Origin of the sequence: Actinoplanes regularis, from assembly GCF_900188005.1 — a bacterium.
Classification (GTDB): domain Bacteria; phylum Actinomycetota; class Actinomycetes; order Mycobacteriales; family Micromonosporaceae; genus Actinoplanes; species Actinoplanes regularis.
This window is the reverse complement of record NZ_FZNR01000011.1, coordinates 237,344-261,740: the sequence shown is the minus strand read 5'-3', so window position 1 is coordinate 261,740 and position 24,397 is coordinate 237,344. Positions and strand designations below refer to the sequence as shown.

22 protein-coding genes are annotated in these 24,397 nt (G+C 71.5%); 10 read left to right on the top strand and 12 right to left on the bottom strand.

Features of this window, described 5'->3' with window-relative positions:
- The 3 genes from CHC09_RS27440 to CHC09_RS27430 form a co-directional block, all read left to right on the top strand.
- Positions 1-210 (top strand): sigma-70 family RNA polymerase sigma factor (locus CHC09_RS27440; RefSeq protein WP_143232577.1); only part of this gene is annotated, 210 nt, incomplete at its 5' end.
- Between the two features lie 327 nt (positions 211-537).
- Positions 538-1,206, top strand: coding sequence for a DedA family protein (locus CHC09_RS27435; RefSeq protein WP_089296087.1), 669 nt, complete (start codon positions 538-540; stop codon positions 1,204-1,206).
- A gap of 121 nt (positions 1,207-1,327) precedes the next feature.
- The gene (locus tag CHC09_RS27430) at positions 1,328-2,158 is read left to right on the top strand and encodes an SDR family NAD(P)-dependent oxidoreductase (RefSeq protein WP_089296086.1); all 831 of its coding nucleotides are present in this window, start codon (positions 1,328-1,330) and stop codon (positions 2,156-2,158) included.
- On the opposite strand, the gene CHC09_RS27425 is transcribed toward CHC09_RS27430, so the two are convergent.
- Positions 2,105-4,162, bottom strand: a complete 2,058-nt coding sequence (locus CHC09_RS27425; protein ID WP_239138601.1) for a phage holin family protein — start codon at positions 4,160-4,162, stop codon at positions 2,105-2,107. The two genes, CHC09_RS27430 and CHC09_RS27425, sit on opposite strands and share 54 nt — an antisense overlap.
- Positions 4,163-4,353: 191 nt before the next feature.
- Here CHC09_RS27425 and CHC09_RS27420 point away from each other — a divergent pair, with 191 nt between their 5' ends.
- The gene (locus CHC09_RS27420) at positions 4,354-5,445 is read left to right on the top strand and encodes a glycoside hydrolase family 18 protein (RefSeq protein WP_239138602.1); all 1,092 of its coding nucleotides are present in this window, start codon (positions 4,354-4,356) and stop codon (positions 5,443-5,445) included.
- A gap of 1 nt (position 5,446) precedes the next feature.
- On the opposite strand, the gene CHC09_RS27415 is transcribed toward CHC09_RS27420, so the two are convergent.
- Positions 5,447-5,941: a hypothetical protein gene (locus CHC09_RS27415; protein ID WP_089296083.1), complete on the bottom strand. Its 495-nt coding sequence runs from the start codon at positions 5,939-5,941 to the stop codon at positions 5,447-5,449.
- Positions 5,942-6,161: 220 nt separating this feature from the next.
- On the opposite strand from CHC09_RS27415, the gene CHC09_RS27410 reads away from it, so the two are divergent.
- From CHC09_RS27410 to CHC09_RS27390, 5 genes are all read left to right on the top strand, one after another.
- Positions 6,162-7,754, top strand: a complete 1,593-nt coding sequence (locus tag CHC09_RS27410; RefSeq protein ID WP_089296082.1) for an alpha/beta hydrolase — start codon at positions 6,162-6,164, stop codon at positions 7,752-7,754.
- A 256-nt stretch (positions 7,755-8,010) separates the two neighbouring features.
- The gene (locus CHC09_RS27405) at positions 8,011-8,598 is read left to right on the top strand and encodes a TMEM165/GDT1 family protein (RefSeq protein ID WP_089296081.1); all 588 of its coding nucleotides are present in this window, start codon (positions 8,011-8,013) and stop codon (positions 8,596-8,598) included.
- Positions 8,599-8,623: 25 nt separating this feature from the next.
- The gene (locus CHC09_RS27400; protein WP_089296080.1) at positions 8,624-9,295 is read left to right on the top strand and encodes a cyclase family protein; all 672 of its coding nucleotides are present in this window, start codon (positions 8,624-8,626) and stop codon (positions 9,293-9,295) included.
- A 7-nt stretch (positions 9,296-9,302) separates the two neighbouring features.
- A complete protein-coding gene (locus tag CHC09_RS27395) occupies positions 9,303-10,316 on the top strand; it encodes a tetratricopeptide repeat protein (RefSeq protein ID WP_089296079.1) in 1,014 nt (337 codons plus the stop codon).
- 232 nt (positions 10,317-10,548) lie between these two features.
- Complete coding sequence (locus tag CHC09_RS27390; protein ID WP_089296078.1) at positions 10,549-11,292, top strand: tetratricopeptide repeat protein; 744 nt, start codon at positions 10,549-10,551, stop codon at positions 11,290-11,292.
- On the opposite strand, the gene CHC09_RS27385 is transcribed toward CHC09_RS27390, so the two are convergent.
- Both CHC09_RS27385 and CHC09_RS27380 read right to left on the bottom strand, forming a co-directional pair.
- Positions 11,289-12,398 (bottom strand): lysylphosphatidylglycerol synthase transmembrane domain-containing protein, encoded by a 1,110-nt coding sequence (locus tag CHC09_RS27385; RefSeq protein ID WP_239138603.1) that lies wholly within the window; start codon positions 12,396-12,398, stop codon positions 11,289-11,291. The genes CHC09_RS27390 and CHC09_RS27385 overlap by 4 nt on opposite strands.
- A gap of 170 nt (positions 12,399-12,568) precedes the next feature.
- Positions 12,569-14,224, bottom strand: a complete 1,656-nt coding sequence (locus CHC09_RS27380) for an APC family permease (protein WP_089296076.1) — start codon at positions 14,222-14,224, stop codon at positions 12,569-12,571.
- A 157-nt stretch (positions 14,225-14,381) separates the two neighbouring features.
- Here CHC09_RS27380 and CHC09_RS27375 point away from each other — a divergent pair, with 157 nt between their 5' ends.
- Positions 14,382-16,691 carry a putative bifunctional diguanylate cyclase/phosphodiesterase gene (locus CHC09_RS27375; protein ID WP_239138604.1) on the top strand — a complete coding sequence of 770 codons (2,310 nt, stop codon included), beginning with the start codon at positions 14,382-14,384 and terminating at the stop codon, positions 16,689-16,691.
- Here CHC09_RS27375 and CHC09_RS27370 read toward each other — a convergent pair.
- The 8 genes from CHC09_RS27370 to CHC09_RS27335 all read right to left on the bottom strand — a co-directional run bounded on the left by CHC09_RS27370 (position 16,647) and on the right by CHC09_RS27335 (position 24,276).
- On the bottom strand, positions 16,647-17,003 hold the full coding sequence (locus tag CHC09_RS27370; protein WP_089296074.1) for a fluoride efflux transporter FluC: 357 nt from the start codon (positions 17,001-17,003) through the stop codon (positions 16,647-16,649). The two genes, CHC09_RS27375 and CHC09_RS27370, sit on opposite strands and share 45 nt — an antisense overlap.
- Complete coding sequence (locus CHC09_RS27365) at positions 17,003-17,392, bottom strand: fluoride efflux transporter FluC (protein ID WP_089296073.1); 390 nt, start codon at positions 17,390-17,392, stop codon at positions 17,003-17,005. Before CHC09_RS27365 ends, CHC09_RS27370 begins: the two co-directional genes overlap by 1 nt.
- A 206-nt stretch (positions 17,393-17,598) precedes the next feature.
- A complete protein-coding gene (locus CHC09_RS27360) occupies positions 17,599-19,794 on the bottom strand; it encodes an MMPL family transporter (RefSeq protein WP_089296072.1) in 2,196 nt (731 codons plus the stop codon).
- 70 nt (positions 19,795-19,864) lie between these two features.
- Positions 19,865-20,509, bottom strand: coding sequence for a response regulator (locus CHC09_RS27355; RefSeq protein WP_089296071.1), 645 nt, complete (start codon positions 20,507-20,509; stop codon positions 19,865-19,867).
- A 12-nt stretch (positions 20,510-20,521) separates the two neighbouring features.
- Positions 20,522-21,826, bottom strand: a complete 1,305-nt coding sequence (locus CHC09_RS27350; RefSeq protein WP_089296108.1) for a sensor histidine kinase — start codon at positions 21,824-21,826, stop codon at positions 20,522-20,524.
- Positions 21,827-21,903: 77 nt separating this feature from the next.
- Positions 21,904-22,932, bottom strand: a complete 1,029-nt coding sequence (locus CHC09_RS27345; protein WP_089296070.1) for an NADPH:quinone reductase — start codon at positions 22,930-22,932, stop codon at positions 21,904-21,906.
- Between the two features lie 91 nt (positions 22,933-23,023).
- Positions 23,024-23,743 carry an anti-sigma factor family protein gene (locus CHC09_RS27340; RefSeq protein WP_089296069.1) on the bottom strand — a complete coding sequence of 240 codons (720 nt, stop codon included), beginning with the start codon at positions 23,741-23,743 and terminating at the stop codon, positions 23,024-23,026.
- Positions 23,740-24,276, bottom strand: a complete 537-nt coding sequence (locus CHC09_RS27335; RefSeq protein WP_089296068.1) for a sigma-70 family RNA polymerase sigma factor — start codon at positions 24,274-24,276, stop codon at positions 23,740-23,742. The genes CHC09_RS27340 and CHC09_RS27335 overlap by 4 nt, the downstream gene beginning before the upstream one ends.
- Positions 24,277-24,397 lie beyond the last annotated feature (121 nt).

Below are 24,397 nucleotides of genomic sequence, written 5' to 3'. Positions count from 1 at the left end.
TTCGAACTCGCCGAGACCCGCGTCGCCCTCGGCCCCGCCCTCGCCACCCTCAACGAGCGCGAACAGCGCATCCTGACCCTGCGCTTCTACGGCAACCTCACCCAGTCGCAGATCGCCGACCAGATCGGCATCTCCCAGATGCACGTCTCCCGCCTACTCACCAAGGCCCTCGCCAAGCTGCGCGACCAGTTGGCGTCCGCATCCCTGTGACGGTTCGTCGACGGCCCCGGTCCGCACTGGACCGGGGCCGTCGCGCGTTCGCCGGCGAGGGCGTACCCCCCGAAGTCGGTAACCCGCTGGTGGGAATGCCGGCCGGGAGGTCCGGCCGCGGCCCGGTGATGACCGGTCAGGCCGTCCCGATGACCGGGACGCCGGTCGGGAGGGGCGACCTGCGCGGGCGTGCGGGGCCGTACGAACGTCGATCATCCGTTCATCGATGACCGAGCGTGGATGGGAGCACTACCGGAAAAGGTCTGACCGTAATCGCGCAACAGGTCCATGCGGCCGTCGGCCCGATCGGCGGCTACCGTGTAGCCGATGCCACCTTCAGCCGACCTTCCCGGGTTCCTCCACAGCGTCGCCCCGATCCTGGACCGCTGGGGTTATCTGGCTCTCGCCGTGGTGATCGGCGTCGAGAGCTTCGGTGTGCCCGCCCCCGGTCAAACGATCATGATGGCCGCGTCGATCTACTCCGGCGCCGGCCGGATGAACATCTACGTGGTCGCGCTGATCAGTTTCGTGGCCGCGGTGGTCGGCGACAACATCGGCTACTGGATCGGCCTGCGCGGTGGTCGCAAGGTGGTGCACCGCTTCGGCAAATACATCTTCGTCACCCCGGAACGCCTGGCGAAGGCCGAGCAGTTCTTCGCCCGCCGGGGCAACCGGATCATCCTGGTGGCCCGGTTCATCGACGGGTTACGGCAGCTCAACGGCGTGATCGCCGGGATCACCCAGATGCCGTGGAAGACCTTTCTGCTCTACAACGCGATCGGCGCGGCGATCTGGGTCGGCTGGTGGACCACGGTGTCGTACGTGCTCGGCGCGAACCTGGTGACGATCATCGAGCACGCGCACCGGTACACGTGGCCGGCGATCGGGATCGGCGTGCTGGCGGTCGGGACGTATGTGACGCTTCACGTCCGGCACATCCGCCGGCGCCGGGCCCGCGCCACCGCCTCCGCCTCCGCCGGGGAGCACGCCGCCTGAGCGGGGCGGACGGGACCCAGGGTGGAGACCCGCCGCCGCGAACGTGACAGCAGCGGTGAACCCGGACGACCGGGATAATCGCGGTGACGAGAGGGCACGCGGCGTTCGGGAAGGGCTTGGGGTGCGACGGTTCACCTTCGCGGGGCGTACCTGCGTGATCACCGGAGCGGCCGGTGGGATCGGCGCCGCGCTCACGCTCGAGCTGGCGAAGCGGCGGGCCGTCCTGGTGCTGATCGACAAGGACGCCGAGGGGCTCACCCGGGTCGCGGACCTGGCTCGGGAGCTCGGCGGAGCGGACGTCTCGACGTACGTCATCGATCTCAGCGAGGGTGGGGACCACAGTGACCTCGCGGCCGAGGTCAGCTCCCGCCTCGGTGGCGCGGATCTCCTGGTCAACAACGCCGGGGTGACGCTCTCCGGGACGTTCGAGCAGAACCGGATGGCCGACATCGACTGGCTGCTGGAGATCAACCTGCACGCGGTGATCCGGATGACCAAGGCGTTCCTTCCGCAGTTGCTCGCCCGGCCCGGTTCGCACCTGGTGAACGTCTCCAGCCTGTTCGGCCTGATCGCCCCGCCCGGCCAGGTGGCTTACGCGACCAGCAAATATGCCGTGCGGGGCTTCACCGAGGCGCTGCGGCACGAGCTGGCGCCGCGCGGCGTCGGCGTGACCGTGGTCCACCCCGGCGGGGTGCGCACCGGCATCGCCCTGAACGCCCGGCTCAGCGGCCCCGACCCGGACGGCACGCAGGCCGCCGAGAACCGGCGCTTCCACGAGACCGCGCTGACCCTGCCGCCGGAGGAGGCGGCCCGGCAGATCCTGGCCGCGGTGCAGACCCGCCGGCCACGCCTGGTGATCACCAAGGAGGCGCGGGCCGCCGACCTGCTCGCCCGGGTGTTACCCGCCGGCTACTGGACGGTCAGCCAGCGCATCGCCCGCCACCTCACGTAGGGAGTGGATCGGCTCACCGGCGACGACCGCGAGCCGGACCGGCGCGCGCAGCCCCAGCATGGTCAGCCACTCGGCCAGCTGCCGGTGCACGGCGTCAGGGCCCCGCAGGTCGGTGCTGACGGTCCAGGCGGCCGGATGCACCAGCATGGCGTCGGTCTGCCAGCCGCCCAGCCCGCCGTGCGAGCCGACCAGCTCCTCGAACGCGGCGACCTCCGCGGTCTCCGCGTCCACCGCGCTGATCACGACGAGGTCGCCGACGTGCGCGGCCTCCTGGTGACGCAGCAGATCGGCACGGGCCTGCGGGCCGTACGGCAGCAGTGGGTCCTGCCCGGTCACCACGCCGTCCCGGAGTCGGTGGGTGCCGCCCGGTCCGTACGCGATCGGCCCGTCCTCGTCCCCGGCCACCACCAACCCGATGCCCGGATGGGCGGCCAGCCCGGCGATCAGCCGGGGGTAGGTCTCCTCGATCTCCGCCCGTAGCACCCGGTGGGTGAAGCGGGTCAGGTAGATCAGGGACAGGTTCCCGGACGAGAGCACCAGCAGTGGCGCCGCCGGCATCGGGTCCGGATCGTGCGGGCCCTGCTCCTCGGCGGGCTCCGGAGGGCTGACGGCCGGGTCCGCGGTGAGCTGCTCGACCACCTCGTTCAGGGTCTCGCCGTACCGCTGCCGGAACGTGGCGCCCTGGCTCTGCCCGTGGTCGGAGAGCACCACCAGGTGGTAACGCCGGGCCGCCTCGGGTGAGAGGCGCTCCAGCACGCCGAGCATCCGGTCGAGGTTCTCCAGCTGGCGCATCGACTCCGGCCGGGCCGGGCCGGCGTGGTGCGCCACCTCGTCGTAGTTGACCAGGTCGCAGTAGATCGCCGGAACGCCGCGGGCCATCTGCTCGGCGACCAGCGACACGTTCACGTCGCGCAGCAGCATGGCGGCCGGGCGCAGCGCGAGGTACGCCCCGGAGCGGCTGACCCTCGGGTGCACGTTGCGGCGGCGCTGGAGACGGGCCTGGTGCAGCTCGGTGAAGACGTCGGCGACGCCGAGGACCAGGGCGCGGGTGAAGCCGTACGGGGACGCCATGAACGCCGCCCAGCCGTGCGCCGAACGACCCGGCAGGGCCGCGTGGCTGACCGTCAGCAGGTTGGTCGCGGCGTCCCCGCCGAACGCGTTGCCGATGCTCACCCCGCCGCCGCTGAGCAGGCCGCGGCCGTCGCTGAGGCGCTCCTCGATCATCGCGGCGTCCCGCGGCCGGTTGGAGACCATCACCTTGCCGGTGTCCTTCTCGAACCAGCGGAACGCCGGGATCTGCCGGGACGCGCCGTGCAGGATGCCGGCCTGCGACGCCGGGGTGGTGGACGGCAGCCCGGTGTGCCAGCGTCGCAGGCTGTGGCTGCCGGAGCGCAACCACTGCCCGAGAACGGGCAGATTGCCGGCCCGGACGGCCCAGCTCAGCACCGGCTCGGCCACCCCGTCGAGCTGGATCACGAGCAGCCCCGGCTCGGTGCCGGGGCGCGGCCGGCGCAGCGTGAACAGCGGCCCGCCGTCCTGCCGGGCGGCTCGCCGGCGCACTGCGCGCATCAGCCGCCGGGCCTCCCGGACGAACGTGTCGTCGCTGCCGGCGTCGGCCATCCAGTCCAGCAGCGCGGCGAAGACCACCGCCAGGATCGCCGTGATCAGCAGGAGGGGCAGGCTCCGGATCCGGTTCGCCGGGTCCAGCCGGAGGGCTACGAACATCACCGCGACCTGGGTGATCACGCCGAACAGCATGGCGCCCCAGCCGCCCAGTGCGGTGATCCCGAGCAGGAGCAGCGGCCGCAGCACCGCGCCGACGACGGCGATCAGCACCACCAGGCCCAGTGTGTCCACGATGTCCGCGCTGGCGACCCCCGGCATCAGCCACAGTGTCACGGTCACCACCACGAACGTGGTGATCGCGCTGCGCAGCACGGCACGGACCCGGCCCAGGACACGCCGCCGGGCGAACAGGGCTCGCATCTCAGGGCTTAGGGCCACCGCTCGACAATGGCACAGTCGGTCACGGCCGGTGTGGCTCCACCCGATCGGGGGAACAAGGAGCGATCACGCCCGCCGACGGCTATTTTGTGCCGGTGCGTCTCCGGTCGGCGGCTTTCGCCCTGCTTATCCTGATCTTGTCGGCTTGTCAGGCGCCATCGCGCCCACGGCCCTCCCCCACCACCGAGCCGGTGGTGGCCGGATACTTCACCGAGTGGGGCGCCTACGGGCGCGGGTTCCGCGTGAAGAATCTGGCGGCCAGCGGCGCTGCTGGTCGGCTCACCCACCTGCTGTACGCGTTCGGCAAGGTCGACGGCGGGCGCTGTGCGGTCGGCGACCCCTGGGCGGCGTTCCAGAAGCCGGTGACCGCCGTGGACAGTGTGGACGGCGTCGCGGACGCTCCGACCGCTGCCCTGCGCGGAAACATCGGCCAGCTCCGGAAGCTGAAGGTCGCCCATCCCGAGCTGAAGATCCTCTGGTCGTTCGGCGGCTGGACCGGGTCGGCCGGCTTCTCCGAGGCGGCCCGCAACCCGGCGGCGTTCGCCAAGTCCTGCCACGACCTGATCACCGACGCGCGGTGGGCCGGGGTGTTCGACGGCATCGACGTGGACTGGGAGTACCCGAACGCCTGCGGCCTGCAGTGCGACCGCAGCGGCCGAGAGGCGCTGCCGAAGGTGCTCGGCGCGCTGCGCACCACCTTCGGCGACAAGGCGCTGGTCACCGCGGCGGTCTCGGGCGACGTGCGGAAACTCGCGGCGACCGACTACTCGGCGGCGGCGGCCCAGGTCAACTGGCTGAGCGCGATGACCTACGACTACTTCGGCACCGGCGACAAGGACGCGCGCACGGCGCCACACTCGCCGCTGACCGCCTATCCGGGGATCCCGCGGCCCGGGGCAACCGCCGACGCGACCGTGTCCCAGCTGCTCAAGCAGGGCGTGCCGGCGGCGAAGCTGCTGTTCGGGATCGGGTTCTACGGGCGGGGGTGGACCGGGGTGCGGACCGCCGGGCCGGGAGCCGTCGCGACCGGGCCAGCACCGGGGACCTACGAGAAGGGGCTGGAGGATTACAAGGTCCTCGCGGGACGGTGCCCGCCGACCGGGACGGTCGGCGGGACGGCGTACGCGCGCTGCGGCGCCCAGTGGTGGTCCTACGACACCCCGGCCACGATCCGCGGCAAGGTGACCTATGCCCGCAGCCAATCCCTGGGCGGCGTCTTCGCCTGGGAACTCTCCGGCGACACCCCGGACGGCGCCCTGCTGAACGCCTTGGCGGCCCCGTGAGTCAGCCGAAGAAGTTCTGCACCTGGGTGAGCGTCAGGTAGCCCTGCTCCGCCAGCTCGCGCGGCACCGACGGCAGCGCCTTCTCGATCACCGGGACGTCGTCCGCGCTGCTCGGCGGCGGGGCCGCCTCCGGGTCCGGCGGCAGGGCGGGCAGCGCCATCGCCGCCCGGATGACCTCGAGCATGGTCCGCACCTCGGTCATCGCGCGGCGCATCAGCTCCTGGTCGGAGCAGGCCGACGGCAGCGCGCAGGTGAAGTTGGCGCGCAACTGGTCGCCGACGCGGCGGATGTCGGCGCTGGGGCGCAGGTGGTCGCAGCCCTCGGTGACGATGCCGAGGTGGCAGCCCCGCATACCGCTCCGGAGCCACCACTGCCGCCAGCGCGGGTCCGCGTCGATGACGTGCACCGCGTGCTGGAGCGCGATCAGATAGTGGCGCGGCGCCCGGCCGCCCCGAGTTGCCGTCCCCAGCCGTGGGTGGAGCCAGAACTCGTCCATGTCTCGCATGGTCCCAGGGTTCGGCGGTGGCTCGTGGAATTCCGGGGTCGCGCGTCGGAGTGGAAACCGGCCGTCCCGGGCCCGGTAAGCCCTGGACTCCGAGCGCACCCGGCGTTCCGCCTGATCTCACCCGTTCTGGTGGCCGTCTCGGCGTGGACGGGTGGAAAGTGCCCGGCAACGCTTCAGCATATGGGGCGAATCGGACATTGAAGGGCGAGGAATGAAGAGAATCTGGGCGGCCGCCACCGTGGTCGCGCTCGGCGCGGCAGGCACCGCGATCACCTCGGCCGAGGCCGCTTCACCGATCGGCAAGCCGGGCGACGCGCCGGCACCGATCGCGTGGAGCCCCTGCACCGAGACGTCGCTCAAGGCGCAGGGCGCCGAGTGCGGTTTCGTCACCGTGCCGATGGACTACACGAAACCCAACGGCACCAAGATCCAGCTGGCTGTCGCCCGGGTCGAGCACACTGTCCCGGACGACAAGTACCAGGGCGTCATGCTGGTCAACCCGGGTGGGCCGGGCGGCTCCGGGCGCGGGATGGCCACGCTCGGCGAGAAGGTGCCGAACGGGGCCGGGGATGCCTACGACTGGATCGGGTTCGACCCGCGCGGGGTCGGCGCCAGCACACCGAAGCTGACCTGTGACAGCGGCTACCTCGGATTCAACCGCCCGCCGTACGTGCCGACCACCCCGGCGGTGGAGGACGCCTGGCACGTGCGGAGCGCGAAGTACGCCGCGGACTGCGCCAAGGCCGGCGGAGCGCTGCTGAGCCACATGCGCACCGAGGACTCGGTCCGTGACATGGACAGCATCCGGAAGGCGCTGGGCGCCGACACCATCAACTTCTACGGCTTCTCGTACGGGACCTATCTCGGCCAGGTCTACGCCACGCTGTTCCCGAAACGGGTCCGCCGGATGGTCCTGGACGGCAACGTCAACCCGCAGCGGGTCTGGTACCAGGCGAACCTGGATCAGGACGTCGCGTTCGACCGGAACATGAAGCTCTACTTCAGCTGGCTGGCCAAGAACGACAGCGTCTACCACCTGGGCAAGACCGGCCCGGAGGTGGAGAAGCTCTACTACCGGCAGCTCGGCGAGCTGGCCACCAAGCCGGCCGGCGGGTTGATCGGCCCGGCCGAGCTGACCGACGTCTTCCTGCAGCCGGGTTACTACGTCTTCGGCTGGGAGAAGGCCGGCCGGGCGTTCTCGGACTGGGTCACCAAGAAGGACTCGGCCGGGCTCAAGAGCCTCTACGAGGAGAACAATCCGCAGACCGCGGGCGCCGACAACGACTACGCCGTCTACCTGGCCGTGCAGTGCACCGACACCCGCTGGCCGGCGAAGTGGTCCACCTGGGTCAAGGACAACTGGCGGATCTACCACAAGGCGCCGTTCGAGACCTGGGGCAACGCCTGGTACAACGCGCCGTGCCGGCACTGGCCCGTGCGAGCGGGCCGGCCGGTCCGGGTGGACGGCAGCAAGGCGCCGCCGATCCTGCTGATCAGCGAGACGCTCGACGCGGCCACGCCGTTCTCGGGGAGCCTGGAGGTTCGCCGCCTGTTCCCGCGCGCCTCGCTCGTGGAGGGGGTGAACGGCACCACGCACGCCGGCTCGCTCTTCGGCAACGCGTGTATCGACGACACGATCGCCGGCTACCTCGCCACCGGCGCGTTGCCCAAGCGGGTCGCCGGGAACCGGTCCGACAAGCAGTGCACGCCGATCGCTCCGTCCAATCCCGCGCAGCCGACCCTGAAACGCTCCGCTGACCTGCTCGAACGGCTGCAGCTCCAGCAGCTGATCATCGGTCGCTGAGCCTCCCGCGCCGATCCTTAGGCGAAGGCCCGGTGGTAAAGCTCTCCACCGGGCCTGCCGAAAGGTCGGCTATGCTCGTCCTCGCGAAGGGGAGTAGCTCCCAATGTCGCGGTCGACATACTGACGTTCTTCGGAGCGTCCGGCCGCGCGGCCTTGACCAAAGGCGAGCGAGACCTTCGACCAGGCTGTTCATCGCAACGGCCGGGTCGAGGTCGCCCTGCGCCCGAAGCCCGGTCGGCTCAACCGGGAGACACTCATGTCAGGCTTCCTCGCCGCGCTGACCATCAGCTTCGCGGTCATCTTCGTCGCCGAGCTCGGCGACAAATCCCAGCTCATGGCGATGACCTTCGCCACCCGGTTCCGGCCGCTGCCGGTGCTGGTCGGCATCACCGCGGCGACCGCGCTGGTCCACCTGGTCTCGGTCGGCATCGGGTACGGCCTCGGCGCCGCCCTCCCGACCGACTGGATCTCGCTCGTCGCCGGCCTCGCCTTCCTCGCCTTCGGCGCCTGGACCCTGCGCGGCGACAAGCTGACCGACGACGAGAAGAGCAAGGCCGAGAAGTCCACCGGCTCCGCGATCCTCGCCGTCGGCGGCGCGTTCTTCCTGGCCGAGCTCGGTGACAAGACGATGCTCGCGACCATCACTCTGGCCACCCAGCACGGCTGGTTCGGCACCTGGATCGGCTCCACGGTGGGCATGGTGGCCGCCGACGCACTGGCCATCCTGGTCGGTCGATACCTCGGCCGGCACCTGCCGGAACATGTCATCAAGTGGGGCGCCGCCGCGCTGTTCGCTATCTTCGGCATCTGGCTGATCGCCGAGGGCCTGATCGGCCTGTCCTGAACCCCGCTGCCCGAAGGAGGAACCGGTGCCGTTCATCGAGCTCAACCACGTGATCCGGGACGGCCTGAACACCTACCCGGGAATGCCGGCCCCCCGGATCGACCAGTACCTGAGCCACGCGGAGTCCCGCGACCGGTACGCGCCCGGCACCGAGTTCACCATCGACCGGATCACCATGATCGGCAACACCGGGACGTACCTGGACAGCCCGTTGCACCGGTACGCCAGCGGCACCGACCTGGCCGGCCTGCCACTGGAGCGGCTCGCCGAGCTACCCGCCGTGGTGATCCGGGCGAGCGGCGGCCCGCGCGGGGTCACCGCCGGCCAGCTGGCCGGTGTGGACGTCACCGGGCGGGCGGTGTTGCTGCACACCGGTGGCGACCGGCACTGGGCCACCAAGGAGTACTCGGTGGACGCGCCCTACCTGACCCGCGAGGGCGCACAGGACCTGGTCGACCGGGGCGCCGCGCTGGTCGGCATCGACGCCGTGAACATCGACGACATCTCGGCGGCGGCCCGCGGCGAGCGGCCGGCGCACAGCCTGCTGCTGGCCGCCGGGATCCCGATCGTCGAGCACCTCACCAACCTGGCGGCGCTGCCGGAGCACGGGGCCCGGTTCACCGCGGTGCCACCGCGGATCGCCGGGTTCGGCACGTTCCCGGTCCGCGCGTACGCCACCGTCCCGGCCCCGCGGTGACCTCCCCATGACCGAGCCGATCGCGGTGGCGCGCCTCCAACTGCAACGCGGTGATCCGGCCGCGGCCGCCGAACTGCTCGGGCCGGTGCTGGCCGCCGAGCCCGAGCACGTGACCGCGCTGGTCCTGATGACCCACGCGCAGCTCGCACTCGAGAAACCGGAGCTGGCGCACGAGGTGGCGGCGCGGGCGGTACGACACGCGCCCGGCTCGGCCGAGGCGCTCACGGCGTTGAGCCGGGCGCTGACCGCGCTCGGGCGGCACGACGAGGCGATCGAGGCGGCGCGGGCGGCGGTGGCCCGGCAGGCGGACAATCCGTACCGGCACAACCGGCTCGCCTGGGCCCTGCTGGAGCAGGGCACGCAGCTGATGGAGGCGGAACACGCGGCCCGCGAGGCGGTCCGGCTCGACCCGGGCGAGGCGGACTTCCGGATCACCTACGCCATGGTGATGAAGCAGTTGCACTTGCCGCGACGGGCCCAGGAGGCGCTGCGGGACGCGCTTGCGCTGGCACCGGAGAACGCGGTCGCCCGGCACGAGCTGGCCGCGTTCGACGTGGTGCATCGCAACCCGTTCGCGCTCAGCCGGCTGGCCCGGGGCATGACCGGGCTGGCCGCGGCGTTGCGGGCGGATCCACGGCAGCAAGCGAGCCGGCAGCTGCTGGACGCGGCGTTGCGGCAGTTCCTGGTCTACACCGCGATCATCATGGTGGTCTTCGCGTACCTGGGCTGGCGGGTGGCGGACGATTCGGCGGTGTGGGCGCGGGTGCTGGCCGCGGTGGCGGCACTGGCTCCGGCGGCGTACGCCGGATACTTCCTGGCTCGGCTCGATCGGGTGCTGCGGTCGTACCTCAAAGAGGCTCTGACCCAGCGGCGGGCCGCGAGCCTCACGGCGGCCCTGACCCTCGCATTGCTGCTCACCGCGACGGTGGCACCCGCCGGCTGGCTGCGGGTCCTGCTCGGGGCGGCGAGCCTGACCGGGTTCGCGGTCCGGTTGCTGACCGCGCTGATTCCGCGTTCCTGAGAGCGGTCCGGTTGCCGGCCGCGCTGGTTCCGCGTTCCTGAGAGCGGTCCGGTTGCCGGCCGCGCTGGTTCCGCGTTCCTCAGACCCGCTTCTCCGGTACGGCTGTTACGCGTCTTTTCCAGCATGACGTCGCGGTTCGGCATTTTGCGCTGTACGTCCTAAGAATTCGCGCCGGGCGGCCGAAGGTGGCTTGTAAAAGCCCTGTCCCTTTGGTTATCCCGGAGCGGCCCCCATGACCGACCTGGCACCACCCGCTGATCCCGGCACGGCCGCACCACCCCCCGGAGCCACCACCTACCCGGGGGTTGCTGAACGGGCGTTCGCCGACCCGACCGACATGGCCATCGCCCGCGCCGCCGCGCTCTTCGAGGATCTGCAGACGGCCGAGGCCGCCTCGATGCTCGAACCGGTGCTGGCCGGCAATCCACAGGCCGCGGCCGGATGGATCCTGATGGCCCGCATCCGGCTCACGCTGGACCAGGTGGAGCCGGCGCTCTCCGCCGCGAACAAGGCGATCGAGCTGGCGCCCGAGGACCCCCGGCCGCTGGCCATCGCCAGCCGGGCACTCACCCTGCAGGGCAAGCACGACGAGGCGATGTCGATGGCGTACCGGGCGGTCATCGTGGAGCCGAAGAACCCGCTCTGGCACGACCGGGTGGCCTGGGCGCTGCTCGCCGCCGACCGCCAGCTCGCCGACGCCGAGCAGGCCGCGCGCACCGCGATCGGCTTGGACCCGAGCGAGGCGCACTACTACTTCACGCACGGGGTGGCGCTGGCGTCGCTCGGGCACGTGGACCAGGCCCGGCAGGCGCTGACCACGTCGCTGCGGCTGGAGCCGAACAATTCGGTCGCCCGGCAGCGCCTGGACATCCTGAACGGGGACGCCGTCCCGGTCGTGGAGAAGAAGAAGCGCGGCTGGAAGCTTTTCGGCCGGAAGGCCGACAACACACCCGTCCGCCCGGAGGAGCGGACCTAAGCGTCCGGCTCCACGCGGTTGCCGCTCACCCTCGTGTGGTTGCCGCTCACCTTCGCGTGATGGCCGCCCGCCTCCGCATGGTGACCGCCCGCCTCCGCGTGATGGTCGCCCGCCTCCGCAGGGTGGTCGCCCGCCTTCGCGTGATGGCCGCTCGCCTTCGCGCGGTGGCGGAGCAGGAGCCAGACGAGCCAGCCGGCGCCGATGATGAAGCCGAAGCTGAGCATGCGGTAGAGGACCACGGCGGCGACCGCGCTCGCGCTGGTCAGGCCGCCCGCGACCAGGCCCAGCACCAGGGCCGCGTCGACCACGCCGAGACCGCCGGGGACCACCGGGACGCTCGCGGCGGCCATCCCGGCGCAGTACGCGATCAGCAGCGGCACCACGTTGATCTGATCCGCGCCCACCGCGACGCAGCACATCCACAGGCACAGCGCGTCGAAGAGCCAGTTCGCGCACGCCAGCAGCACCGCGACGGTGAAGTGCACCGGATGCACCCGGATCGCCCGCAGCTGGTTGACGAAGCCGAGCAGCCAGTCGGCGCCGTGCTCGGGCGGCCGCCGGCGCACCCGGTTCACCCCGCCCAGCAGCGCCCGGACCGGCCGGTCCAGCCAGAGCGGATGCTTGGCGAGCAGCCGGACGGCGGTCGTCACCGCGATCGCCCCGCACGCGTAGCCGAGCAGGGTGCGCCAGCTCCCGGTGTTCCGGGCCAGGATCCCGCCGACCGAGCCGACCAGGATCAGCGCGCCGGTGGAGAGCACCCCGCTCAGCGCGATGCACCAGGACGCCTCCGCGGACGAGACCCCGTAACGCCGCAGCTGCCGGAAGTTGAAGCTGGTGGAGAAGAGCGGCCCGCCCGGCAGCGTCACGCTCAGCGAGTGGGCCGCGTACGCCATCGCCACGTGCCGCCGCACGCTGACCCGCTGGCCCGCACCGCGCAGCAGCGCCCACTGCATCCGGGCGTAGGACCCCATCGACACGATCTCGGCGGCCAGGGCCCCGCTGACCCAGCCCCAGTGCGGGGTGCGCAACTGCCGGGCCGCCTCGGTCAGCGCCGGCCATCCGAAGATCAACTCCGCGCCGAGAACGACCGCCATCAAGACGGCCACCAATGGTCCCCGCCGCCGCCGTCGAGGCGGACCGGTCGCCGATGTGGCCGCCGCCGGGGTGCCGGTCGCGGTCATCACAACCGATCGTGCCACCTGCTTCGAGAACTTTTCGCGACTTCACCGCGAGGATTCGCCCAGGCGGAAACCGCTGCCGAGGACCAGCCGGATCGTCAGCCGTTCACCTCCCGGTGGATCCGTTCCGGGCGGTGAGCGCCGGGTGTGCGCTGTCGTGGAACCTTCGCGGGCACGTCGGGGGCCGGTTCCGCGGGAGCGGGAGACGCGGTGGGCGGGGTGTCCCAGGTCCACGGGTTCCCGGAGCCGTGGTCCGGCTCGGCGGGCGCGTCGGACCGTGGCGTGATCACCAGAACAGCGCCGCCCAGACCGATGCCGGCGTAACGGACCGGGCGCGCCGAGCGCAGCACGAGCGCGTGCGCGAGGCCGGCGGCCAGGCAGGCGGCGAGGCCGCCGGCGGCCACGACCACCCAGGTGGACCCGGCGCGGACGCCGAGAAGGGCGGCCAGGTTGCGACCGGCCAGATAGAGCAGCACGCCGAGGAGCACAGTGGACAGCAGGGGTGCGAGAAAGCGGGTCCAGACACCCTCCCGGCCCGGGACCCGGTTCAGGTGGAGCAGCGCGGCCAGCGCGGTGAGCAGCAACAACACGAGGATGGCGAGACTGCCGCCGACGGTCAGCCAGCGGGCGGTGCGGGCCGACGACTCGGCGCCGGTCAGCGCGGTGCCGAGCAGGGCGGCGCCGGCGATCAGGGACTGGGTGAGGGAGGCGGCTCGCGGCGCGCCGGTCCGAGGTGAGGCGTTCCCCAGCACGCCGGGAAGGACCCGTTCGCGACCGAGGGCGAACAGGTAGCGCGCGATCGCGTGGTGGACCGCGAGGATCGCCGCCAGCAGCCCGGCGAGCAGTGCCATCCGGCCGATGGTGACGGCCCACGGCGCGAGGCGCTCGCCGGCCAGGGCGAACAGCAGTTCCGGGCCGCGGGTGGCGGCCCGACCGGCAACACCGTGCGGGCCGGCGGCCACGATCAGGCTCCAGGTGACCCCGGCCAGCAGGACCATGATCAGCAGGACCGCCACCCGGGCGGCCCGCCCGGCGGTGCGGTACGGGTCACGGGTCTCCTCCGCGTACGCCGCGGTCGTCTCGAAGCCGGCGAAGGCCAGCACCGCCAGGGCGAGCAGCAGGCCCAGCAGCGGGCGGTCGATCCGGGCCGGGCCGGTGATCAGGTACGTGGCGGTCTCGATCCGGCCGTCGGCGGGGCGCAGCACGTTCGCCGCGGCCAGGCCGGCGAGCACACCGCTCACGGCGACGGTGAGCGCGGCGATCCACCCGGCGGCGAACTCGACCCGGATCACACCGCAGAGCGTGACGACGGCCCAGCACCCGGCGGCCACCGCCCACCACGGCGCGCTCACGCCGAACCAGCCGTGCAGCAGCGGCGCCGCGGCCTGGCCGACGAGCGCGTAGAGCCCGAACTGGATCGCGTGGTAGCCGGCCAGCGCGAGCCAGGCCCCGACCAGCGCGGCGGGGCGCCCCAACCCACGGGCGAGCTGCGGGTAGGCCGCACCGGCGCCCGGCCGGCGGCGGATCATCGCGGCGTACGGCGTACCGAAAAGAAGCAGCACGATCGCGACGATGACGACGGAGAGGGCCGCCAGCGGCCCGGCGCCGGCGGCCAGCGCCGGCGGGATCGCCACGATCACCGTGGTGATCGGGGCGGCCGCGGCCACGCCGAGGAAGGCTATGGAGCCGGTGCCGAGACGACCGTGAGCGAGCCCGGTGGGCTCCGCGTTCGGAGGTTCGTCAAGAGTGCCCACGGACTCTATTCAGGCGCACCGAGCCAGCCCCTGACAACCAGACGTGATCAGACAATGACCGGTCGTGACCAGATTGGCACACTGATCGCCGGAGGCGTGCACCACGGCCCAGGTTGCAATTCCTCAACTGGGGCGGCCCGTCGCCGACTGCAACGACGTGCTCGCCACCCAGCAACTGACGGAGTTCCTCGCGGTCGTCGCCGACCGGCCCGATGAGGCCGCCGCGCAACACGCCGCCGTGGAGTGCGCCGTGCGCGCGCTCGGCGCCGACGTCGCGGTGCTGATCGTCGACGGTGGCGTGGTCGCTACGGTCGGGTTGCCGGTCGAGCGAATCCCCGCCGAGGCCCTGACCGACATCACCGCCGGCCGGCGCACCACCCTCCAGGTCGACGGCCACCCCTATGCGGTCACCCTGGCTCACCTCGGCGGCATCGCGCCGGGCGTGCTGGTGCTCGGTCGCCGGAACCCGTTCACCGTCGAGGAGATGTGCCTGCTCCGCGGCATGGCCCGGGTGCTGGAGCTCAGCCTCCAGGCGCTGCATCTGATCGAGGTGGAGCGCAAGCAGGCCGCCGAGAATCAGAGCCTGATCGACTCGTTGCAGCGCCGGCAGCGGCTCTTCGACGAGCTGAGCGCGGTGCAGCGGGCGATCGCCAAGCGGGAGCCGCTGCACCGGATCCTCGACCAGATCACCGCGAGCGCGGCCGACCTGCTGGACGTCGAGATGTCCGGGCTGACCGTGCTGGACGTCGACGATTCGAGCCGCACCAGCGTGATCGCCAGCCGCGGCATCGCCGAGGAGAACCTCCGGCGGCTGCAGTCGGTGCCGGTCGCCGCGCTGGGCGCCGTCGGACTCGCGATGATGGGTGACGAACTGGTCGCCATCGACGACTACGCGAACTCACCGATCGCGGTGCCGGAGATCGTCCGGGCACACCTGAAGAGCGTGATCGCCGTGCCGGTGCACGAGGACGGCATGGTGGTCGGCTCGCTGTTCGTCGGGTCCTACGCCGGCGTACGCACCTGGGACCGGGCCGCGCGGGAGATCCTGCAGGCCTTCGCCGAGCACGCCAGCCTGGCCATCACCGACGCGCGCACGCTGCGGGAGATGAACCACGCGTTCCACGACTCGCTCACCGGGCTGGCGAACCGCTCGCTCTTCACCACCCGGATGGAGAACGCGCTCGCCGCCACCGGCTCCAGCGGGGTGGCCGCGCTCCTGGTCGACCTGGACCGGTTCAAGGTGGTGAACGACTCGCTCGGGCACACCACCGGCGACCGGCTGCTGACCGCGGTGGCCGACCGGCTGCGCGACTGCCTGCGCACCGAGGACACCGTGGCCCGGCTGGGCGGGGACGAGTTCGCCGTGCTGCTGACGGACGTCGCCGGGGTGGAGCCGGCGGTGCTGATGGCCCGGCGGATCGTGGCCGCGCTACGCGAGCCCTACGACCTGGACGGGCGGGAGGTCTTCGCGAGCTGCAGCATCGGGGTGGCGTACGCCGAGACCGGCACCACCGACGCCAGCGATCTGCTGGTCCGCGCCGACCTGGCCATGTTCGAGGCGAAGAAGCAGGGCAAGGATCAGTTCGCGATCTTCGAACCGGTCATGCGCGAGTCCTTCCAGAAGCACCTGCAGATGGAGGCGGACCTGCGCCGGGCGGTGCTGCAGCACGAGTTCGAGCTGCGGTTCCAGCCGATCGTGCGGTTGAGCACCAAGGAGATCTCCGGGCTGGAGGCGCTGGTCCGCTGGCAGCACCCGGAGCGCGGGATGATCCCGCCGCTGGAGTTCATCCCGCTGGCCGAGGAGACCGGCCTGATCGTGCCGATCGGCGAGTGGGTGCTGCGGGAGGCGTGCCGCCAGGCGGCGCTGTGGAATACCTATCGCGAGGGGCAGACGCCGCTCACCGTGAGCGTGAACCTCTCCGCGGTCCAGCTGGAGCGCACCGACCTGCCACAGCTGGTCGCGTCGGCGCTGGCGGACAGCGGGCTGCCGGCGCGCTCCCTGATCATCGAACTGACCGAGTCGCTGCTGGTGGACCACCGGCCGGAGACGCTGCACCGGCTGGAGGAGATCAAGCGGCTCGGGGTGCGGCTGGCGATCGACGACTTCGGCACCGGGTACTCCTCGCTGGCGTACCTGCGCAAGTTCCCGGTGGACATCATCAAGATCGACAAGTCGTTCGTCGACGACATCGGTGACCTGCCGGCCGCGGCCGCCCTGACGCTGGGCATCATCCAGCTCGGCCAGGCCCTGCAACTGTCCACGGTCGCCGAGGGGATCGAACACCTCGAGCAGCTCAGCGAGCTCGCCGACGGCAACTGTGAGCTGGGCCAGGGTTACTACTTCGCGGAGCCGCTGACCGCGGACGCGATGCACCACCTGCTGGTCACCGGCGCACCACCGCCGGAGATGGTCGGCGGGAAGTCAGAGCGCGCCGGCCAGCGCAGCCCCGAGGCCGGCGGCGCCTAGCCCGGCGAGGATGCTGACCAGGACGTACGCGAAAGCGGCCGCCTGTTCGCCGCGACGCGCGAAGGTCAGCGCTTCCCAGGAGAACGTCGAGTACGTGGTGAGCGCCCCGCAGAAGCCGGTCCCGATCAACGCGGTCAGGGCCGGCGAGAGCGGCATGCCGAGGACGAGGCCGAGGATCAGCGAGCCGGTCACGTTGACGAGGTGGGTGCCCCACGGGAACGCGGTGCCGTAGCGGGCCTGGACGTAACGGTCGGTGAGGTAGCGCAACGGCGCCCCGATCGCCGCGCCGAGCACCACCAGCAGCACCGTCATCATTTCCGCCGCTCCCCGATCGACGCCAGTGAGCTGCCGGCCCAGACCGCGAGCAGGGCTCCGACGATGGTCGCGGCCAGGTAGATCACCGCGACGGCGGGCACCGCGCGCTGCACCTCGACCTCGGCGGTGGAGAACGTGGTGTAACCGCCGAGCACTCCCGTGCCGAGGAAGAGCCGGGTCAGGCGGTGCCCCGGACGGAACCGGGCGAGCAGCGTGTAGAGCACGCCGATCAGGAAACACCCGGAGACATTGATCGACCAGGTGGCCCAGGGGAAGTCGGCCGGGGTGTGCGGCCAGGTGGTGCCGATGGCATAGCGGGCGAGCGCGCCGAGCGCACCGCCCGCCGCGACGGCGGCCACGCCCGGGCGGTCCACGTCGAGATCCATTTGCCCGAACGTTATCGCGCGGGCGGCCGGGGGGACGTGGCGGCGTCCTCCCCGGCCGGTTCCGGGCGCTTGGGACAGATCCACTCATCGCATGAAACGACCTGAAACAGGCGATGTAAATACCCGTTGACCTGTGCCTCAGCGTTTTCAGCGTCCACTGTAGGCGACGATCTTGCGCGGTGGAAATCCGGCCCCGGTGAGCGACCTCAGCCGATCGGGGTGAGCGGGCGCGGGGCCGCCACCGGCTCGACCGCCGGCGGCACGTCGTGTGCGATCTCCGGCAACCAGCGCAGCCAGCTCGGCAGCCACCAGTTCGCGTTGCCCAGCAGCGCCATCACCGCCGGCAGCAGCACCGCCCGGACGATCGTGGCGTCCAGCAGCACCGCGGCCGCCAGCCCCACGCCCAGCTCCTTCGTCGAATTCAGCGGGAGCGTCGCGAAGAGCGCGAACACCGCCACCATCACCACGGCCGCGCTGGTGATCACCCCGGCGGTCCGGCTGACACCTTCGCGGACCGCGTCCCGGGTGGGCAGACCCCGGTCGTGTCCCTCACGGATCCGGCTGAGCACGAAGACGTGGTAGTCCATCGACAGACCGAACAGGATCACGAAGAGGAACAGCGGCATCCAGTTGGTGATGCCGTGGCTCGAGACGAAGTCGAGCTGCTTCTCGAAATGACCGTACTGGAAGACATAGACCAGCATGCCGTACGCCGCGGCGACGGAGAGCAGGTTGAGCACCACCCCGGTGATCGCGACCACCACCGACCGGAACGACACCAGCAGGAGCACGAAGGCCAGCCCGAGCACGAAGGCGAAGACCCAGGGCAGGCTGTCGTCGAGCCGCTTGTTGAAGTCGACGTTCGACGCGGTCTCCCCGGAGACCAGGGCGGTCGCTCCGGGCAGCCGGCCGAAGGTGTCCGGGACGATCCGGCCGCGCAGGGTGTCCAGGGCGTCCAGGGTCGCACTGTCGGCACCCTTGCCGACCAGCCCGACCGAGACGATCGCGACCGTGCCGGCCGGGTTGATCTCGACGTCGATGGGCTCGACCAGCTTGCCGCTCGCCTTGGCCGTGTCGCGGAAGCTCGTGAGCGCCTGCTGGAACCGCTCATCGCGTACCGAAGAGGCTTGCACGACGACCAGGGCCGGCGTCGTCTTGCTCGGGAAAGCCTCGCCCACCGCCTTGTAGGCCTGCACGATCGGCGCCGAAGGCGCCACATCGTCGATGCTCTCCCCCTTGGTCTTCAGGTCCAGAGCCGGCGCGGCCAGCGCGCCCAGCGCCGCCACCGCGACCACCGCCGAGATCAGCGGCTTCGCCAGCACCACCTTGAGCAGGCCGTTCCAGAACCGGCCGTCGCCGCGCCGCCGGTACAGCCCGGGGATCTTCACGGCGTCGACCCGGTCACCGAGGAGCGAGAGCAGCGCCGGCAGCACGGTCAGCGAGCCCAGCACGGCGGTGGTGACCACCAGGATGGTGCCCAGGCCGAAGCTGACGAACGTGGTGTCCCGGGTGAGGAACATGCCGGCCATCGCCACGATCACGGTGAGCCCGGAGACCCAGATCGACCGGCCGGAGGTCTGCGCGGCGATCACCAGCGCCCGGTGCGGATCGGCCCCCGCACGGCGCTCGTCACGCTCCCGGCGGATGTAGAACAGGCAGTAGTCGACCCCGACCGCGAGCCCGACCAGCAGCATCACGTGCGAGGTGGCGTCGACCGTCGGAGCCAGCCGGCTGAACCCGGCCATCAGGCCGATCGCCGCGATCACCGCGGTCACCGCCAGACCCACCGGCAGCAGCGCGGCCACCGCCGCACCGAACGCCACCAGCAGGATGCCCAGCGTGACCGGGATGGACAGCATCGAGAGCCGGGCCAGTCCGGCGTCCAACTCGTCACCGATCAGCTTGTCGCCGCTGGCGTCGCCGGCCTCGGCGACGAACAGGTCCGGATGCCCGGCCTGCACCTTCGCCACCGCGTCCAGGGCCGGTCCGACCCGGTCCTTCGCGGTCTCCGGGTCGCCCGTGATGCTGAAGGCGATCAGCGACGACCGGCCGTCCGGCGACTGGATGGCCGGCTGCACGTCGGTGACGTCGCTCAGCGTCTTCAGCGTCCGGGTGACCTCGGCCGTCGCGGCCGCCCGGTCGGTGCCCGCCCGGTTCTGGATCAGCACCATCTCGCCGGCCGGACGCTCCGGGAAGCCCGCCTCCTCGACGATCCTCTGGGCCCGGCCGGAATCCCCGTGGCCCTGCTCGGAATCCGTCGCCGCGCGGGAGCCCAGCACTCCGCTGAGGACGGTGGCGGCGGCCACGAACGCTATCCAGCCGAGGATGGCGAGCGCCCGGTGGCGGGCGCTCCAGACCGCGACCCGGGCCGCGATACCTCGTACGTTCTCCCTGTTCTCCATGGTGGAAACGCTATGGATCAGGGAGATCCGCATCGATCCGGCGAGCCCCCGGATCGGGGTAGGGCTAGCCCTACGTCTGAAGGTAGGCCAGCACCGCCAGGACCCGCCGGTGCTGCTCCTCGTCCTGGTGCAGGTTGAGCTTGGTGAAGATGTTCCGGACGTGCTTCTCCACCGCGCCCTCGGTGACCACCATCTTGCGGGCGATCGCGGTGTTCGACATGCCCTCGGCCATCAGGCCCAGCACCTCCCGCTCGCGCGGCGTCAGGCTGCGCAGCGGGTCGTCACGCCGGCGCCGGACCAGCAACTGGCCGACCACCTCCGGGTCGAGCACGGTGCCGCCCTCGGCGACCCGGCGCAGCCCGTCCAGGAAGTCGGCGACCAGCGACACCCGGTCCTTGAGCAGATAGCCGACCGCCCCACGGCGGTCGGCCAGAAGATCGTCGGCGTACGAGACCTCGACGTATTGGGAGAGCACCAGGATCGGCGTGCCCGGCACGGCGGCGCGGGCCTCGACGGAAGCCCGCAACCCCTCGTCGGTGTGCGACGGCGGCATCCGGACATCCACGATCGAGACGTCCGGACGGTGCTCCTTGATCGCCTCGACGAGGGACGGCCCGTCACCGACGGCCGCCACCACCGTGTGGCCGTTCTCCTCGATGAGCCGGACCAGCCCCTCGCGTAGCAGTACCGCGTCGTCAGCAATCACCACCCGCATGCGGCCACTCTGTCAGAGTGGCAGCGCCGCCGTCAGCCGGGTTCCCGCACCCTCGGCGCTCTCCACGGCCAGCACCCCACCGGCCGCCTTGACCCGGTCGTCCAAGCCGGCGAGCCCGTGGCCCTTGGCCAGGCTGGCGCCGCCCACCCCGTCGTCGGAGACGGTCACCAGCAGGCCGGTCGCGACCCGCTGCACGCTGACCTGGACCTCGGTGGCGTGGCTGTGCTTGGCGACGTTGGTCAGCGCCTCGGCGACCACGAAGTACGCCGTCGACTCGACCCCCGGATCCAGCCGCTCGAACACCGGGGCGTCCAGGTCGACCGGGACGGTGCAGCGACCGGCCAGCGCGGTCAGTGCCGCCTGCAGGCCCCGGTCCACCAGGATCGGCGGGGCGATCCCCCGGGAGAGGGCACGCAGCTCGTCGAGGGTCTCCCGGGTCTGGCTGAGCGCCTCGGCGACGGTGGCCCGCGCCGCCTCCGGATCGGTGGCGAACTGCTGCTCGGCGCGGCCCAGGTCCATCGCGAGGCGGACCAGCCGCTGCTGCGGGCCGTCATGGATGTCCCGCTCCAGCCTGCGCAGCGCGGTGGCCTCGGCCGAGACGGCGGCCGCCTTCTGCTCCTGTGCGGTGTCCCGGGCGGCGTTCGCCTCGGCCACCTGCCGGCGCAACTCGTCGACACCGCTGAGCAGGCCCCGGGCGAACTGCGCCTCGAGCAGCGCGGCGCCGCGGACCACCGGGAACAGCGTGAGCGTGAAGAACGCGCCGACGACCAGGTAGAAGACGATCCGGGTAACGGCGTTGTCGTCGAATCCGAGCAGCTCGGGCAGCTCGACGTTGTCCACGGTGTGCGGGAGCGCCCAGTCGTAGAGCGGGTAGGTGATGCCGCTCAGGGCCCCGGTCCACCAGGTGAAGACGAAGCAGAACGCGAGCGTGCTCGGGATGAAACGGAAGATGCCGTGCACCAGATCGAGCCAGGACTGGCCGTCGGCCAGCGGCGAGAACATCTTGCCGACCCAGTTACGGGCCTTTGCCGAGCGGTAGTGCGGATGTGGGATCCGCCGGCGCAGCACCGGGCCGATCCGCAGCCGCTCCAGGTGGGCGAAGCCGCGGGACATGGCGAGCGAGCCGGCCAGCACCGGCAGGCCGATCCAGATGATCGCGGTGCCGAGACCGACCGCGAAGCCGGTCAGGCAGAGCACGATGGTGATCAACCCGAGCGGGAAGCCGAGCAGCACGTACTGCGTGTCGATCCCCAGCTGACGCAGGTAGCGCCGGGCCGGGGCGGTGGTGGCCGGAGCTCCGGCGTACGCGGTTGTCATGCTCTCCACGCTAGGCACCGGAACCCTCCCTTCCGATCCTGCGGACCGCCCGACCCGCAGTAGGGTTAACCCCACTGTCAGGGCGCGGTCACCTGGATCACGACCTTGCCCACGGCGTGATTCTCGACCGCTTCGTGGGCCGACGCCACCCCGTCCAGCGGGAACCGGACGATCGGCAGACCGTGCTCCTCGCCGACCCGGAAGGCGCCGGCGTTGGCCGCCTCGGCGACCGCCGCCACCGCGTTCTCCTTCTCCGCGGGCAGGGTCGTGTAGGTCAGCACGAAGTCCAGGCTGACGTTCTTCAGCATCGCCTTGAAACTCGGCACACCGAGCGTCCCGCCCATATAGATCGCGATGTTGCCGCCCGGGGCGATCACGTCCAGGTCGAGCTCGAGGTTCTCGGTGCTCACCTCGACGATCAGCTGCGGGCCGGCCACGCCCAGCCCCCGGCAGATCTCCTTGACCCGGGCGGCCGCGTCCTCATCCCGGTAGTTGATCACCGCGTCCGCGCCGGCCGCAGTCGCCAGCTCGGCCTTCTCCTTGCCGCTCACCGTGGTGAGCACGGTCGCCCCGGCCCACTTGGCGAGCTGGATCGCGGCATTGCCGACCGCGCCGGCCCCGCCCGCGACCAGCACCGTCCGCCCCGCCAGCGCGCCCGGCTCCAACCGGGCCGGGCCGTCACTGGCCAGGGTGAGGCAGCGGTGCGCGGTCAGCGCCGGGATCCCCAGGTCGGCCCCGACCTCGAACGGGATGTCGTCGTTCATCCGGACGACCTGACGGCGCGGCAGCACCACGAACTCCTGGGCCGTGCCGTTCTCCCGGCCGTAACCGGCGTCCCAGACCCAGACCCGGTCACCCGGCTCGAGATCGCTGACCCCCTCGCCGAGCGCGTCGACCACGCCGGCGCCGTCCTGGTTCGGCACCCGCGGCGGAGCCACCCCGTCCGGCACGCCGCGGCCGGCCCTGGTGCCGGTGTCGGTCGGGTTCACCGCCGAGAGCACGATCCGCACCCGCACCTCGCCGGCGCCGGCCAGCGGCAGGTCACGCTCGACGATCCGGAGGACTTCGGAGGCGGGACCGGGCTCGGAGAAGACGGCAGCGCGCATTCCATCACCCTACGACCCCGTCACAGGTCCCGGAGCCCGGCGAAAAGGCGGTCCGGGGGCGCTCGAAGATCGATCGGCGCCCCCGATCCGCTCACGTCACGGTCGCGCTGCCCAGCACCTTTCCCGCGCTGTCGGTGATCACGATGTCCCGTACGTCGGTCACCGTGAACGAACTGGAGCCGTCGACCTTCGCGGTGTGCTCGGGCGTCTCGCCCCAGACCGCCGCCTGCTCCTGCTTGCCGTCAGCGCGTTTGACCCAGCAGAGGAAGGGTGCCTTGCCCTGGATCCCGGTCATGTTCAGCGAGACCGCGACGCCCCACGCCTTCTTGGTGAGCACCGCCTGGCCGCTCATGCCGCTCCCCGCGGCCGGCTGGAAGTTCGCGACGACGGTCTGCGCCACGCTCGATGGCGGCTTCGACGGCCCGCCGCCGGTGTTGACGACCACGCCGTACCCGATCGCGGCGGCCGCGATCATCGTCACCGAGGCGGCGACCAGCCACCGTACCCGGGAATTCCGGGTCTCCCGGGTCTTCTCCGCCCGCATCCGGCCGAGCAGGCCCTCGATGTTCTGCGGACTCGGCCGCGCGGCCGGTGCCACCATGAGCGGCGGAAGATCACCACCCAGGTGCCGGGCATCCGGCAGGTGTTGCAGCATTTCCGGCACGGGCGCCAGCCGGTCCAGCTCGGCCCGGCAGTCGGCGCAGTCGTGCAGGTGTGCGTCGAGCCGGTCGGTGTCGGTCTCGTCGAGGCCACCGAGCAGGTAACCGCCGAGCAGACGGTGCAGGCTGCCGTGCTCGTCAAGATCACTCATGCCACACCCCCGCTCCGCAGCATGCCCATCTCTTCAAAAACGGCGCGGAGTGCGCGTACCGCGTAGTAGGCGCGCGACTTCACCGTGCCCTCCGGCACCGCGAGCCGTCGCGCCGCGTCGGCCACGCTCTGCCCCTCGTAATACATGGCCTGTATCACCGCCCGGTGCTCCGGGGAGAGCCGTTCCATCGCCTCCGCGACCAGCCAGCCCTCCACCATCTGATCCACATTGTCCGCCGACGGCACGGAGTTGACCGCTGCCTCGTCGGAGACCAGCCGCGGCCGGCGCTGTTCCGCCCGCCACGCGTTGGTCACCACGTTACGAGCGATGGTGAGCAGGTACGACCTGGTCCGCCCGGGTTCCGGGTCGAGGTGGTCGATGTGCTTCCACGCGCGTAACAACGTCTCCTGGACCAGGTCCTCGGCTTTGTGCCGATCGGAGACGTATCGCGAGACGAAATTGATCAGAACTGCGTAGTGCTCCGTGTAGAGCGCGGTCATCAGTTGCTCGTCGGGGCTCACCCGTCGCTTCATCGGCGCCAGCTCCCCTCGGGTTCCGCCCGGCCACCCGGATGTACATCGTGGCACGGGAACCGGTTCACCGTGGGGGCAAGAAAACCGAAAAACGCCGCTGCCCGGCCCCTCGAGGGACCGG